This window comes from Azonexus hydrophilus (genome assembly GCF_001956855.1).
In the GTDB taxonomy this organism is placed as follows: Bacteria; Pseudomonadota; Gammaproteobacteria; order Burkholderiales; family Rhodocyclaceae; genus Azonexus; species Azonexus hydrophilus_A.
Genome location: NZ_MTHD01000010.1, coordinates 1 through 13,571, shown reverse-complemented (window position 1 = coordinate 13,571; position 13,571 = coordinate 1). Strand labels below are relative to the sequence as shown.

Genomic DNA, 13,571 nt, shown 5'->3' with positions numbered 1-13,571 from the left:
CGTTGGGGGAGTTGGGGGTTGAACAGATGTTTCCAATCCCTAATGAAGCTCATCTGGGCAAGGAAGAACTTTAAGCGGGCTAGTTCATCTGCTGCTGTAGGCAGTCCGTTGCAATGACGGGTGGAGTTCTATCCTAGCCCCCTAAGGGCATCGCATAGAGGCTGCACGTTCTTAAAGTCATTTTCTAATCCGCAACCCATTTCGACTAAAGCTCTTTCAAGAAGATTGCGTTGCTCCCCAGAGATTGAGAAGTTTGGTACCCCTAGAAGAACAAAGTACTCGTCAAGCTCTTGGAGATCGATCTCACTTACAAAGTCTTCGCTCTCATTCCTCCCCAGTGTTCCGGACGCCCACGCGCAAATTGACTCAGCCCACCAGCGTAAGTTGCTCTCGCTAACTGGCTCATCTGTAGTTAAATAGACATCGCGTGGAAGTTCGTATTTTTGCCGAAGCTGTTCCTGCTCCTCGTCGAGCTTCGTACTAACCTCTGGGGGAAAATCACCTAATTCTTCATCGAAGTACTTCTGCATTTCTTCGCTGAAGAGAAACGCGTTGTACTCTTCCTTGAATGCGTTCATTCTCAGGAATCTCTCGTGGCACCCTTGAAAAAGAGCTTCACCTCCGAAGAGACCAGGATATTGGAACCGTTCAATAAGGTCCGCTAATCGTGAGCTAGCGACACTCGCTTCAATTCGAAACTGTTTTGCTATCTCTGACGCGATGTATGTAACCCCATTATTTGCATTCAATGCAACGCGGTCTGCTAGGAGTGGCGAAGCTCGTGCCACGTCTGCGGCTTCAATTTCGTACCAAATGGGAATAAGTGTGGCTCTTCCCGCAATCTCGAGCCCGAACAAGGCGTCAAGTTCGCGCTGCGGCCACTCTTTTTGAAAGAAGCTCGGGCTCAAAACCAATACGCCTGCGTCGCACTCTCTGAGTCCCTTGTCGATGGACCTTCGCAGACTGTCACCGACCCGTAGGCTAAATTCGTCGAACCAAACCTGTAACCCGTGAGACTTCAACGCATGAGCAAGCGGGCGTACAAAGGCCTTCTTGTCTTCGCTGGCATGGCTGACAAATAGGTTGGGCATTTAAGATCTAACGAGTTGAGTTGGCGCAGAAGACAAAAGGGGTCTGATCGAATTGTTGCGCATTTTTACCTAATTCCGCGAAAGCAGATCGGCTTAACCCTACCCGAACAGCACTGATGACACAATCGTGCTATCACAATCAGCACCCTCCTAACGCGTTTGCCCATCCGCGTAGAAGATCGCGACGGACGACCGTCACTGACGGGGAAGTCGCCACCTCTTCCCCAAAAACCAGGCCAACATCCTCCCACCGCCCGAGTCCCTGCGGTACGATGTGCCAATACAAAACCCTGATTCCGCGTGCCAGTTTCGCCACGCTTTTCCGGCATCTCCCGGCTTGGTGAGACGCTAGGCCAATCGGGATCGGGGTTCAGAACAGAGGAGGCGGGCTGGTGATGCAGAACGGGATGCTGGTGCTCGGGGGCTTTGCGCTGTTGGTCGCGGGACTGCTGTTTCTGCTCTGGAAGCTGGCGCGGATGCGCCGTGAACTCGCGACACTCCAGGCCAGCGAGGCGCTGTTCCGGCGGCTGACGGAGGATGTTTCCGATGTGATCTGGCGCGCCGACCCGAATCTGTTCATCACCTACATCAACCCGACCGACGAGAAACTGCGCGGATTCAGGGCGGATGAGGTGATCGGCCACCATGTTTTCGAGATGTTCACCGACGAGGGCATTGCGACGGTGACCAATTTCATCAAGCGGCGCCAGGAAGCCGAGGCGGACGGGACGGTTTCCGGCCCGGTCACTTTCGAGGTTCAGCATCGCTGCAAGGATGGCCGGCTGCTATGGGCGGAGGTGCTGTCGAAGCCGGAGCGCGATGAGACTGGCCGGATTACCGGCTACCACGGCATCAGCCGCGAAACGACCGAACGCAAGCGGATGCAGGACCAGATCCAGAAGCTGGCGTTCTACGATCCCCTGACCGGCCTGCCCAATCGCCGCCTGCTTGAGGATCGCCTCGGGCAGAGTCTGGCGTCGAGCAAGCGGTCGGGAATTTTTGGCGCCTTGCTCTTTCTCGACCTGGACAATTTCAAGCCGCTGAACGATCTCCACGGCCACGAAGCGGGCGATCTGTTGCTGATCGAGGTGGCCAACCGCTTGAAGGGCGGTGTGCGGGAAATGGATACGGTCGCCCGTTTTGGCGGCGATGAGTTTGTCGTGATCATCCGGGAGCTGGATCGCGACGTCGCAATTTCACGGCAGCAGGTTGCCGGGATTGCCGAGAAGCTCCGCCAGCGGCTTGCCGAGCCTTACCGGCTGAGCGTCAATCATGGCGGCATGGCCGGACAGGAAATTGAACATCGCTGTTCGGCCAGCATCGGCATCCGCGTCTTCATCGGCAATGGCATCGATCCCGACGAGATTCTGAAGCAGGCCGATCTGGCGATGTATCAGGCCAAGGACGCCGGGCGCAACACGATCTGTTTTTTCAGTCCGCCGGACGAGACGGCGTAAAAAAGCCGGGAAACCCCGGCTTCTCTCAGTGATAGGCTTTTTTCGAAGCCAGCTTCGCGGCCATGAAACACGCCATGCCAAAGATCGCCACGGCAAAGCCGACGCCCATCAGGGAAAGCTCATCCATACACACCCCGCAGAAAAATGTTTGTTGGTTGGAGGCGTCTTGGACCATGTCGATAGCGGAAGTTCCCGGAAAAGCGGCAATTTTTAGATAAACGAAACCTGATTTTTGTAATAAAAATATGTGACTTTTATTTATCTTTGAAGCTTTCTAGCATTCAGTCCATCGCAGCCGTCCCGACACACGACCCAGGAGACCCACGATGGACCAGTCAAACCGCTATGCCGATCTCAGCCTCAGGGAAGAAGACCTGATCGCCGGTGGCGGGCACATTCTCTGTGCCTACAAGATGAAACCCAAGGCCGGTTACGGCTACCTCGAAGCGGCCGCTCACTTCGCCGCTGAGTCTTCTACCGGAACGAATGTCGAGGTATGCACCACCGACGAATTCACCAAGGGTGTCGATGCGCTGGTCTATCACATCGACGAGGCGAGCGAGGAGATGCGCATCGCCTACCCGCTCGATCTGTTCGACCGCAACGTCATCGACGGCCGGCTGATGATCGTTTCCTTTCTGACGCTGACCATCGGCAACAACCAGGGCATGGGCGACATCGAGCACGCCAAGATGTACGACTTTTACGTGCCGCGCCGCGCCATCGAACTGTTCGACGGCCCGTCGGTGGACATCAGCAACCTGTGGCGCGTCCTCGGCCGGCCAATGCAGGATGGTGGCTACATCGCCGGCACCATCATCAAGCCCAAGCTCGGCCTGCGCCCCGAACCGTTCGCCGCGGCTGCGTACCAGTTCTGGCTGGGCGGCGACTTCATCAAGAACGACGAACCGCAGGGCAACCAGGTGTTCTGCCCGATGAAGAAGGTGATTCCGCTGGTGCGCGATGCGATGAAGCGCGCAATGGACGAAACCGGCGAGGCCAAGATCTTCTCGGCCAACATCACTGCCGACGACCATGGCGAAATGATCGCCCGTGGCGAATACATCCTCGAAACCTTCGGCCCGGATGCCGACAAGGTGGCTTTCCTGGTTGACGGTTATGTCGGCGGCCCGGGCATGGTCACCACCGCCCGCCGCTACTTCTCGCGCCAGTACCTGCACTACCACCGCGCCGGCCACGGCGCCGTCACCTCGCCGTCGTCGAAACGCGGTTACACCGCCTACGTGCTGGCCAAGATGAGCCGGCTGCAGGGCGCTTCCGGCATCCACGTCGGCACCATGGGTTACGGCAAGATGGAGGGCGACAAGGACGACCGCGCCATCGCCTACATCATCGAGCGCGACAGCTACACCGGCCCGGCCTACCACCAGGAGTGGTACGGCATGAAGCCGACGACGCCGATCATCTCCGGCGGCATGAACGCGCTGCGCCTGCCCGGCTTCTTCGAAAATCTCGGCCACGGCAACGTGATCAACACCGCCGGCGGCGGTTCCTACGGCCACATCGACAGCCCGGCGGCCGGCGCCAAGTCGCTGCGCCAGGCCTACGAATGCTGGAAGGCCGGGGCCGATCCGATCGAGTGGGCCAAGGAGCATCCGGAATTCGCCCGCGCCTTCGTCTCCTTTCCCAAGGATGCCGACCAGATCTATCCGGGCTGGCGCGACAAGCTCGGCGTGCACAAGTAAGTACTTGCTACGGTCAACCCCGCCATGGCGGGGTTTTTCATCAGGGGATACCGATGTCCAATGCCGATGCCTACCGGGTTCGCCGCGAACCGTTCTATCAGGCGCAAGACAATGAGGTCGCACACTACGAGGCGGCCTACGCCGCCCGCCTGCCGGTCATGCTGAAGGGGCCGACCGGCTGCGGCAAATCGCGCTTCGTCGAGTACATGGCCTGGAAGCTGGGCAAGCCGCTGATCACCGTCGCCTGCAACGAGGACATGACCGCCGCCGACCTGGTCGGCCGTTTCCTGCTCGACGCCAGCGGCACGCACTGGCAGGACGGCCCGCTGACGCTGGCCGCCCGCCTCGGCGCCATCTGCTATCTCGACGAGATCGTCGAAGCCCGGCAGGACACGCTGGTCGTCATCCATCCGCTGACCGACCACCGGCGCACGCTGCCGCTCGACAAGAAAGGCGAACAGGTCGAGGCCCATGCCGATTTCCAGCTGGTCATTTCCTACAACCCGGGCTACCAGAGCCTGATGAAGGACCTGAAGCAATCGACCAAGCAGCGCTTCACCGCCTTCCAGTTCGACTACCCGGAAGCGGCGCTGGAGGTCGGGATAATTTGTCAGGAAACTGCGGTCGACCGCAATATTTCGGAAAAACTGGTCGAAATTGCCCAGGCGGGCCGCCGCCTCAAGGGGCACGGGCTCGACGAGGGCATCTCGACGCGCCTGGTCGTCAATGCCGCCGCGCTGATCGGCCAGGGTGTCGCGCCGGCCGACGCCTGCCGGATGGCGATGGTGCGCCCGATCACCGATGACGCCGATGTGATCGATACGCTGGATCACGCCATCAGCGCCGTTTTCGGCTGAGCGACGATGGCCGTTCCCGGCATCCGCCAGGTCGCCGACGCCCGCCAGCGGCTGATGGCCGACCCTGACTCGCAGGCCGCGTGGACCACGCTCGACTGCGGCTTTGCCGCCGTCGCCGATGTCTTCGATGAATGCTACAGCGCGGCGAAAGGCCTAATCGCCAGCCATGAAATCCCCGACTTTCTCGCTGCCGCGCGCAGCATCGGCAAACTGGGCCGCGGCGCCGAACCGCTGCTGGCTTTTCTTGAACACTGGCCGGATGTCGTCAGGATCACCGGACTGGCTCAGTCGGTAACGCTGCCATCGGTGATGGCCGCCATCCAGCACCTGCAGAAATCACCGAACGGCCCGGCGGTGACGCCCTTGCTGCAAACGCTGGGTGCCGTTGCCACCCGCCTGCGCACGGCCGATGCTCTGCAACACTATCTGATGCTGCTGCTCGACCACGCGCAGCGCACTTCGGGATCGATCCATGGCCACCACATCACCGAACCCAGCCCCTCGCTCGCCGACTTTCTCGCCCAGGCGCCACGCCTGCTCGGCGTCGTGTCGCTGGCCGGCCTGCGGCGCTGGGTCGATGACGGCATCCGCCTGCATCAGGCGCATCCGGAAAAACAGCGCGCCTACTTCGCGCTGGCCTCGCCGGAAAGTCGCGCCATCCTGCAGCGCGAGCGCGAAGGTACGCTGTTCGCCGACAGCGAGCGCCGTCTGGCGCAGACCCTGACCGCCCTGTGGCAGGACGATTGCCCGCTGGTACCGTATTCGACAGCTTTCGCCGACAAGCCGCTGCAACCCTATCTGGCGGCCGACGGCATGCGCCTGCCCGACGCCCTGCTCCCGCGCGCCGGCATTGCCGGTCTCGCCCGCTACCGCGTCATGCTCGCCCACATGGCCGGGCACCGCCGCTGGAGCCAGCCGCTGATCGCCGACAACTGGAGTCCGCAGCAACGCCTGGCCGTCGAGACGCTGGAAGACGCGCGCGTCGATTTCCTGCTGCTGCGCCGCTTCCCCGGCCTCGCACCGAGCCTGCTGGCGCTGCATCCGGTGCCGGCCGACAACGCCTGCGATCCGGTGAACGAAAGCTGCCTGCGCCATCGCCTGACCTGCCTGTCCCGCGCCTGCCTCGATCCGGCCCATGGCTACGCCGACTTGCTACTCAAGGAATACGTCGCACGTTTCCATGCTGTGCTGGCTGACGGCCCCAGCTCGACCCGCGCCATGGCCGATCTGGCGTTGAGCTACGTCACGCGCAGCCGGCGGCAGAGCGACCAGTTGGCCAATGTGTATTTCACCGACACCGAAATCGATTACCGCGACGACAACCGCCACCTGTGGCAATTCATCGAAGCCGGCGACGAGGAAGACAGCTTCGCGCCGCCACCGAAGCAGGCCGACGCCGAGCCCGCCGGCCTGCCGCCGCACCATTACCCGGAATGGGACGCTGCGACGCAGGCTTACCGGCCGGACTGGACCGCTGTCTACGAAGCCCTGCACCCCGCCGGCTGCGCGGCCGACATCGACCGCCTGCTGGAAAAACACGCCGTTCTCGCCCGCCGCCTGAAACGCCTGCTCGATCTTTTGAAGCCACAGGAACGCGTGCGCCAGCGCTATCAGGAAGACGGCAGCGAACTCGATCTCGACGTCGCCGTGCGCGCGCTGGTCGACCTGAAAAGCGGCCGCCTGCCGGAAGCGCGGATCAACGTCAGCCACCGCACCAACGGCCGTGACATCAGCGTCCTGCTGCTGATCGACCTGTCGCAATCGCTGAACGGCACGCTGCCCGGCAGCAACCAGCGCATTCTCGACACCGCCCGCGAAGCCGTCGCCCTGCTCGGCTGGTCGATCGACCAGTTGGGCGACGCCTGCGCCATCGCCGGCTTCCACTCGAACACCCGGCACGAAGTGCGTTACCACCACATCAAGGGTTTCTCCGAAGCCTGGGACGATACCGTCAAGGCCCGGCTCGCCGCCGTCGAAGCCGGCTGGTCGACGCGCATGGGCGCCGCACTGCGCCACGCCGGGCGGATGCTGGCCAGCCGGCGCAGCGAAAAACGCATCCTGCTGGTGCTGACCGATGGCGAACCGGCCGACATCGACGTCAGCGATCCGCAATACCTGATCGACGACGGCAAAAAGGCCGTCGAGGAGCTGTCGACCGCAGGAATCAGCCCGTTCTGCCTGAGTCTCGACCCGACGGCCGACCGCTACGTCGGCCACATTTTCGGCAAGCGCTGGCGCGTCCTCGATCGCATCGAACGCCTGCCCGAGCAGTTGCCGATGATCTACCTCAACCTGACGCGCCGATCGATGCGTTGACGCCACCCGATGCCGGCCATAAAGTTAAGAAATACTGAATCAACAGTCAACCAGGTTCACACAACCATGAATTTCGTCCGCACCCTGACTTTGCGCCAGCTCCAGATTTTCGTCGTCGCCGCCCGCCACCTAAGCTACGCCCGCGCCGCCGAAGAACTGCACCTGACGCCACCGGCCGTCTCGATGCAGCTCAAGCAACTGGAAGACAACGTCGGTCTGCCGCTATTCGAACGCATGGGGCGCGGTGTCGCGCTGACCGGCGCCGGCGAAATGCTGGTGCACCACGCGCTGCGCATCCTCGGCGAAATCAAGGACGCCGAAGCCAGCCTGCAGGCGCTGGCCGGCGCGGAGAGCGGGCAGATTTCGGTCGGCCTGGTCAGTACCGCCAAGTACTTCATGCCGCGCCTGCTGGCCAAGTTCTCCCAGAGCCACCCCGGTATCGACGTGCAATTCACCGTCGGCAACCGTGAAGCCCTGCTGCAGAAACTGCAGGACAACGCCATCGACCTGGCAGTCATGGGGCGCATCCCGGTCGAAATCGACGCCCACGGCGAACCGATGGCCAGCCATCCCTACGTGCTCGTCGCCCCGGCCGACCACCCGCTACGCAACGCCAGGCGTTTTGAAATGCACGAGCTCCGCCACGAAACCTTCCTGCTGCGTGAAGAAGGCTCGGGCTCGCGTCGCGTTGCCGAGGAAATGTTCAAGAACCACCTGTTCACGCCGGCAAAGACAATCAGCATGGGCAGCAATGAAACGATCAAGCAGGCCGTGATGGCCGGCATGGGCATCAGCCTGCTGTCGCTGCACACCCTGCCACTGGAACTGAAGACGGCGGAAGTCTGCCTGCTTGATGTGGTCGGCACGCCGATCGAACGTACCTGGTACGTGGTGCACATGAACGCCAAACGCCTGATGCCGGCCGGCGCCAAGTTCCGCAGCTTTCTGCTCGAAGAAACCGCACCGGCCCTGGCCAACGAGTTTGCCCGCCATCTGCCGCAGGCAACGGCGACAGTCGCCTGAAAAGCGACCGGACAAAGCAAAAAGGCCACCCCAGAGGATGGCCTTACTGCTTTTTTCTTTGCATTTTTGGTCGGAGTGACAGGATTCGAACATGCGACCCCTGCGTCCCGAACGCAGTGCTCTACCAGGCTGAGCTACACTCCGACGTCTCAAGAAACAACTTAATGATTTCTCTCAACTGCAAAGAGCGACAATTGTAGCAGAGCTTTTTTGAAAATTGAATCCCCCAGCGATGAAATTGCATCTCTCGCGAGTTGGGCTTCCTGCGCTGCGCGGGCACGAGCATGTCCGAGCGCGCCGCTCTGGTGGATCGCCTCCAGCACTGCCGGAAAATCGTCGCGACCGCCCTCTTCAATCGCCTTGCGCACGCAGGCGGCCTGGGCTTCGCTACCGTGCTGCATGACGTAGATCAGCGGCAAGGTCGGCTTGCCCTCTGCCAGATCGTCACCCAGGTGTTTGCCGGTATCGGCTTCCTGTCCGGAGTAGTCGAGTACGTCATCAACGAGCTGGAACGCCGTACCGAGGTGCATGCCGTAGCGTGCCAGGGCTTCCTCGGTCGCCGGTTCCGCTCCGGCGATGATCGCACCGAGCTGGGCCGCGGCCTCGAACAGCTTGGCTGTCTTGTAATGAATGACCTGCATGTAGCGGGCTTCGTCGACATCCGCGTCATGGCAGTTCATCAACTGCAGGACTTCGCCTTCGGCGATGATGTTGGTCGCATCTGACAACACTTGCATCACGCGCATGTTGTTGACCGAGACCATCATCTGGAAGGCGCGCGAATACAGGAAGTCGCCAACCAGAACGCTGGCCGCATTGCCGAAGGCTGCATTGGCCGTGTCGCGGCCACGACGCAGCGCGGATTCGTCGACCACATCGTCGTGCAACAGCGTGGCGGTGTGAATGAATTCGACGACGGCAGCCAGTTCGTGATGATGCTTGCCCTGATAGCCCATCGCACCCGCCGCCAGCAGCACCAGCGCCGGCCGCATGCGCTTGCCGCCGCTGTTGATGATGTATTCGGCAACCTGGCGTACCAGCACCACGTCTGAATGTAGGCGATCGCGAATGACCGCATCGACGGCCTTCATGTCGGGCCCGATGAGGGCGTATAGCTGTTCCAGGGTCACGATGTTCAATCTTCAGGTCAAGCGCGGAATCTTAGGGGCCTGACCGTGACCAGTCAAGGCCAAAAAGCGCGTAACGACGCCCCGTTCGGAGAGGGGGTTTGCTAAACTCGACACATTAAAAACACAGGGAGACCGGGATGGACATTCGCGCGATTATTTCTCCAACGGTTCATGACCGGGAAGCACTGGAAGAATTTGCCGATGCCCTGGTCGACCGGGCGCCGGAGGTCGAGCGCGATGTTGCCCGCCTGAAGAAATCGCCGGGCGATCGCGAAATCACCGCTGATCTTTTCCGCGCCATCCACAACATCAAAGGCGATGCCGCCCTGTGCAAATTCGACCTGGGCATTGCCATCGCACATCCGATCGAATCGATGATGTCGCGTTTTCGCGAGGGCGAGATCGGTTTCTCCGATCTGCTGGCAGAGCTGATCCTGCTGGCGGTCGACCGGCTTGAACTGGCAACCGATGCCGTGTTGTCCCACAAGCCCCTGGAAAACCTGCGCTTGCTCGATCTGGTCCAGGGACTGGAAAAACTGGCACAGGCACCAGCCGACAAGGTTGATGCCCGCTGCGCCGAACTGATCGAGGCGGTCACCGGTTTTCCGCCGGTGATCACCGGTATGTCGAGCCGGGCGCCCAAAGTGGCAACCCCCAAGGCCGAGCAGATTAATGCCAGCGAAGACCTGCAGTTCTTCCGCTCGCTGGCCATGCAGTTCGAAAGCCGTTCTCCGCTGTTCAAGGGCCGCACCATGCGCATCCTGCGTCTGGCGCTGGAAACCAACAAGACGGCAGGCAACGCCGTCGATCCGGTCCAGCTGGAAGCTGCTGTTTACCTGCACGATATCGGCATGATGCTGCTGCCCGAGGTGACCTGGCTCAAGGTTGGCAAGATGACCGATGCCGACAAGGACCTGCTGCGCAACCACCCCGGTTACGCTGCCGGCCTGTTGCAGCGCATGCATGGCTGGGAGGAGGCCGCCGAGATGGTCGCCCAGCATCACGAGATGCCCGACGGCGGTGGCTACCCCAACCAGCTTGATGGCGCCAGGATCTGTGCAGGCGCGAAGATACTATCCATCGTCGACGCCTTCGAGGCAGTCATGCTCAAGCATATCCACCGTGGCAAGAATCGTTCGGTGCTGCGCGCCATCGCCGAGATCAACGCCTGCGACAAGCAATTTGCGCCTGAATGGATTGCCCCGTTCAATGCCGTGATCCGCAAGACCATCGAAAGCTGATGAGCGCATCGGAAAACAGGCGCTTCGGCGGCGTCGGACGTCTTTACGGTCCGGCCGGTTTCCAGCGGCTGCAGGCTGCCCATGTCTGCGTCGTCGGAATCGGCGGCGTCGGCTCCTGGTGCGCGGAAGCGCTGGCCCGTACGGGCGTCGGCAAGCTGACCCTGATCGATCTGGACATGGTGGCCGAGTCGAACACCAACCGCCAGATTCACGCGCTGGGTGATATCTACGGCAAGGCCAAGGTCGATGCCATGGCGGAGCGGATCAGGCTAATCAATCCCGACTGCGAGGTTCGCTGTATCGAGGATTTTGTCACGCCGGAAAATCTGGAAGAGATGCTGGGTGGTGGATTCGATGTGATCATCGACGCCATCGACCAGGCCCGCGTGAAAGTTGCGATGATCGCTTTCTGCAAGCGGCACAAGTTGCCGGTGATCGTGGCCGGTGCAGCGGGCGGACAACTCGATCCAACGCAGGTGACGATCAGCGACCTCAGCCAGACCATCCAGGATCCGCTGCTGGCCAAGGTCAGGGCAAGCCTGCGGCGCGACCACGGTTTCCCGCGCCAAGGGAAATTCGGCATTCCGGCAGTCTATTCCAGTGAACCCCTGCGCTACCCGGCCAAGGACGAAAGCTGCGATGTCACGCAGGCCCCCAGCGGCCTCAATTGCGCCGGTTTCGGCTCATCCGTCTGCGTCACCTCGGTTTTCGGCATGGCTGCTGCCAGCCATGCCATCCGTCTGATTACCGGCAACTAAAACTCAGGCTGCGCGCTGGTCCAGCCAGACGCCCAGGCCCTGCGCGTTGAGTTCGAGATCGGTCGCCCAGATATCGAGCAACTCGGTGTCGGACAGCGTGCAGCCATGGGCGCGGATTTCATCCAGCAGGTAATCCGTCATCGCCTGCTTGATCCGTGCATGCCTGGCCTCGCCGGCGTTGGCTTCGCTTTCGGCCAGCGCAACCAGCGTATCCAGATGACGCAGCAGTTCGCGCCCCTTTGCTTCGACATCGGGCAGGCGACTGTAGTGCGTCAGATACATCGCTTCCGGCTGGAAGGAAAGCAGACGGGCAATCGACTGACGCATCTCCTCGGGCTCGAACTGCGTCGGAGTGGTCGTCGGAAAGATGAACTGCCGACCATCAACGTCAAGCTCGCGGTAGGACAGACCGAACATGTCGCCGGTAAAGATGGCACCAGCCTTGCTATCAACGATACAGATGTGGTGCCGGGCATGTCCCGGGGTATCGATACAGAGCAAACTGCGACCAGCCAGCGACAGGACATGTCCATCTGGCGCCTCGATGATCCGTTCGGCCGGAATCGGCAGAATCTCTCCGTAAACCCTTTTTACATATTCCGGACCGTAGACCGCAGAAACGCCGGCTACCAGCTTCGACGGTTCGGCCATATGGCGCGCACCGCGTGGATGAACGACCAGCCGGGCATTCGGAAAGGCCTGCATCATACTGCCCGCACCGCCGGCGTGATCGAGGTGGATATGCGTCAGGATGACGAAGTCCACTACGCTTGCATCCAGGCCAACCCGCTGCAACGCAGCCAGCGCATTCGGCAGTGAATCGTTGCTGCCGGTATCGATGAAAGCCACCCGGCCATTTTCCACAAGCATGTGGATGGATGCCAGAATCGGGCGTACATAACCCGCATCGAAGGCAATGATGCCATTCCCGTAATCCCGCCAATCGAACATCGCCATACCTCTCCGTATTGTCTGTAGCGGGGCGATTATACTTGCCCGGACTTTTTCTTCCAGCCAATCCCATGACCCACTTCATCGCCAGTGACAACACCAGAATACATCTCAGGATTTCCGGTGACGGGCCGCCGCTGGTGATGCTGCACGGCTGGACCTCAAGCCATCAGGAATGGGCGCCTTTCCTGGCAGGACTGAACCAGAAACACCGGGTCTATTGCTGGGATGCCCGTGGTCATGGTGGCCACTCACCGAGCAGCGGCGAGGCACCTACGGCTGAACGCATGGCCCGCGATCTGGCGGAATTGATTGATCATTTTCAGCTGGACAAGGTCAGCGTGGTTGGCCACTCGATGGGGGCGCTGACACTGTGGCAATACATCCGCGACTACGGAACCGGGCGCCTGTCACGCCTGTGTTTCATTGACCAGTCACCAAAGCTGATGACCGATGCCGACTGGAATCATGGCATCTACGGTGATTTCAGCGAAGACAAAGCGCTTGAATTGATGAAGCTGTTGCTACAGGACTTTGCCGAGGGCGTTCTCAAACTCACCGCCTTTGGTCTGAATCAACGTGCTCGCGAAAAGTATCTGCAGAACGCGCCGGGATGGCAGCGTTTACGTGAAGCGCTGCGAAACCAGCCCCCCGGGCCACTGATCGATTGCTGGGCCAGCCTGACGGCAGCCGACTACCGCGATGTGCTTGGCCGCATCGATATCCCGGCCATGCTGGTCTATGGCGAAAACAGCAATTTCTACGGAGAAGAGACGGCACGCTACGTTGCCCGGCAAATTCCGGAGGCGATCCTGCACATCTACGAGGGAACAGACCATTCGCCGCATCAATGGCAGCGCGAACGTTTCGTCCGTGACCTGATGTCATTCCTCGGATCTGATTAATTTTCTGTTGAGTAGACGCAAAAACCCCCTGCTGGTATGAGCAGGGGGTTTTGTAATGGGAGCCTGGCGGTGACCTACTTTCGCGAGCGGAAGCTCACTATCATTGGCGCTCATCTGTTTCACGGTCCTGTTCGGG

General features: G+C 60.8%; 11 protein-coding genes and 1 tRNA gene. 8 read left to right on the top strand and 4 right to left on the bottom strand.

Annotation, left to right across the window (positions count from 1 at the left end):
- Positions 1-128: 128 nt before the first annotated feature.
- On the bottom strand, positions 129-1,091 hold the full coding sequence (locus tag BJN45_RS17395) for a toll/interleukin-1 receptor domain-containing protein (protein ID WP_076097559.1): 963 nt from the start codon (positions 1,089-1,091) through the stop codon (positions 129-131).
- Between the two features lie 395 nt (positions 1,092-1,486).
- On the opposite strand from BJN45_RS17395, the gene BJN45_RS17390 reads away from it, so the two are divergent.
- The 5 genes from BJN45_RS17390 (at position 1,487) to BJN45_RS17370 (ending at position 8,450) form a co-directional block, all read left to right on the top strand.
- The gene (locus tag BJN45_RS17390) at positions 1,487-2,548 is read left to right on the top strand and encodes a sensor domain-containing diguanylate cyclase (RefSeq protein WP_076097557.1); all 1,062 of its coding nucleotides are present in this window, start codon (positions 1,487-1,489) and stop codon (positions 2,546-2,548) included.
- A 326-nt stretch (positions 2,549-2,874) separates the two neighbouring features.
- A complete protein-coding gene (locus BJN45_RS17385; RefSeq protein WP_076097556.1) occupies positions 2,875-4,254 on the top strand; it encodes a ribulose-bisphosphate carboxylase in 1,380 nt (459 codons plus the stop codon).
- Positions 4,255-4,307: 53 nt separating this feature from the next.
- A complete protein-coding gene (locus tag BJN45_RS17380) occupies positions 4,308-5,111 on the top strand; it encodes a CbbQ/NirQ/NorQ/GpvN family protein (protein WP_076097554.1) in 804 nt (267 codons plus the stop codon).
- 6 nt (positions 5,112-5,117) lie between these two features.
- A complete protein-coding gene (locus BJN45_RS17375) occupies positions 5,118-7,427 on the top strand; it encodes a nitric oxide reductase activation protein NorD (RefSeq protein ID WP_205750630.1) in 2,310 nt (769 codons plus the stop codon).
- Between the two features lie 66 nt (positions 7,428-7,493).
- Positions 7,494-8,450 carry a LysR family transcriptional regulator gene (locus BJN45_RS17370; RefSeq protein WP_076097552.1) on the top strand — a complete coding sequence of 319 codons (957 nt, stop codon included), beginning with the start codon at positions 7,494-7,496 and terminating at the stop codon, positions 8,448-8,450.
- Between the two features lie 67 nt (positions 8,451-8,517).
- Here the strand turns inward: BJN45_RS17370 and BJN45_RS17365 are convergent.
- Positions 8,518-8,594, bottom strand: a tRNA-Pro gene (locus BJN45_RS17365).
- 17 nt (positions 8,595-8,611) lie between these two features.
- On the bottom strand, positions 8,612-9,541 hold the full coding sequence (locus BJN45_RS17360; protein WP_430793465.1) for a polyprenyl synthetase family protein: 930 nt from the start codon (positions 9,539-9,541) through the stop codon (positions 8,612-8,614).
- Between the two features lie 176 nt (positions 9,542-9,717).
- Between BJN45_RS17360 and BJN45_RS17355 the strand changes: the two genes are divergently transcribed.
- Together BJN45_RS17355 and tcdA are read left to right on the top strand one after the other, a co-directional pair.
- Positions 9,718-10,821 (top strand): HD-GYP domain-containing protein, encoded by a 1,104-nt coding sequence (locus tag BJN45_RS17355; protein ID WP_076097550.1) that lies wholly within the window; start codon positions 9,718-9,720, stop codon positions 10,819-10,821.
- The gene (gene tcdA, locus BJN45_RS17350) at positions 10,821-11,579 is read left to right on the top strand and encodes a tRNA cyclic N6-threonylcarbamoyladenosine(37) synthase TcdA (protein WP_076097548.1); all 759 of its coding nucleotides are present in this window, start codon (positions 10,821-10,823) and stop codon (positions 11,577-11,579) included. Before BJN45_RS17355 ends, tcdA begins: the two co-directional genes overlap by 1 nt.
- Before the next feature lie 3 nt (positions 11,580-11,582).
- On the opposite strand, the gene BJN45_RS17345 is transcribed toward tcdA, so the two are convergent.
- Positions 11,583-12,530, bottom strand: a complete 948-nt coding sequence (locus BJN45_RS17345) for an MBL fold metallo-hydrolase (RefSeq protein WP_076097561.1) — start codon at positions 12,528-12,530, stop codon at positions 11,583-11,585.
- A gap of 71 nt (positions 12,531-12,601) precedes the next feature.
- On the opposite strand from BJN45_RS17345, the gene BJN45_RS17340 reads away from it, so the two are divergent.
- Complete coding sequence (locus BJN45_RS17340) at positions 12,602-13,435, top strand: alpha/beta fold hydrolase (protein WP_076097546.1); 834 nt, start codon at positions 12,602-12,604, stop codon at positions 13,433-13,435.
- The last annotated feature ends 136 nt before the right edge of the window (positions 13,436-13,571 follow it).